Annotated in this window: 1 protein-coding gene; it reads right to left on the reverse strand. The window is 32.5% G+C overall.

Going from position 1 to position 1029, the window contains the following annotated elements; all coding sequences use genetic code 11:
• Positions 1–156 precede the first annotated feature (156 nt).
• Complete coding sequence (locus FTU09_RS13745; protein ID WP_180080607.1) at positions 157–903, reverse strand: IS5 family transposase; 747 nt, start codon at positions 901–903, stop codon at positions 157–159.
• Positions 904–1029: the final 126 nt, after the last annotated feature.

Raw genomic sequence — 1029 nt, forward strand, 5'->3', positions numbered from 1 at the left:
TCAAACGGCGAAGTTAAGCGGTGGTGATATCTCTTTAGAGTTGGCCCCTTGTTACACCATCAAGGCAAAATAATCGTCAAATATGAGTAAAATAAAAAAGCCCATCAGTGATGGGCTTTTTTAGGGTGTGTTGACATTTACAGCCGATAAATTGAGCTAAAGAGGCAACCATATAAATATACAAGCTAAAGCAACAGCGCTTTGATAGTTACGTTTTAGCTTATCGTATCTTGTGGCAATTCCTCTAAATTGTTTTAATCTACAAAATGCATTTTCAGCTAAATGTCTGATTTTATACATATACCAGTCCATATCATCATTGCTAGATTTGGCATTTGATCTTCGAGGAATGTTTGCTTTCGTATTACTTTCTCTAATTTTCTTTCTGAAACTTTCTGAATCATAGCCTTTATCTGCACATAGCATTTCTGACTCTGTTAAATCTAATTTTGATACAAGATCAGGTGCAACCTTAATATCATGTGAAGTTCCATCTGAAATAATAAATTCAATAGGATTACCATTTGAATCGATTGCTAAATGTATTTTTGAACTATTACCACCAATACTTTTGGAAATACTTTGATTCTTAATACCAGCTGAATGTTGATGCGCTCGTACATGGCTCCCATCGATAAAAATCCACTCTTTATCAGCATGCTGGCTGAATAATTTAAAAATATTCATAAACTTACTATTTTTAGACCATCGATTATATTTCTTAAAAATAGAATTTGATTTACCAAACTCTTGAGGTAAATCACGCCAAGGACAGCCTGTTCTAATTCGAAATAAAATCGCTTCAATAAAATTCCGTAAATTTAATTTGAGATAAATATTAAAGTGACGGAAAATAGCAAGTAACTTGGACCAGTGTTGATCATTTAGCATTGTTCGAGGCATAGCGAGTGTAAAATTGGGTTTGGCGATTTAATTTTACTATCTCGCTATTTTTTTAATCAACAAATGTCAACAGACCCTATTGTATAAACAATATCTTATGATTTTATTGTTTGCGTATTCATATTA

It is taken from the genome of Acinetobacter sp. YH12058 (assembly GCF_013419805.1).
Taxonomy (GTDB): domain Bacteria; phylum Pseudomonadota; class Gammaproteobacteria; order Pseudomonadales; family Moraxellaceae; genus Acinetobacter; species Acinetobacter towneri.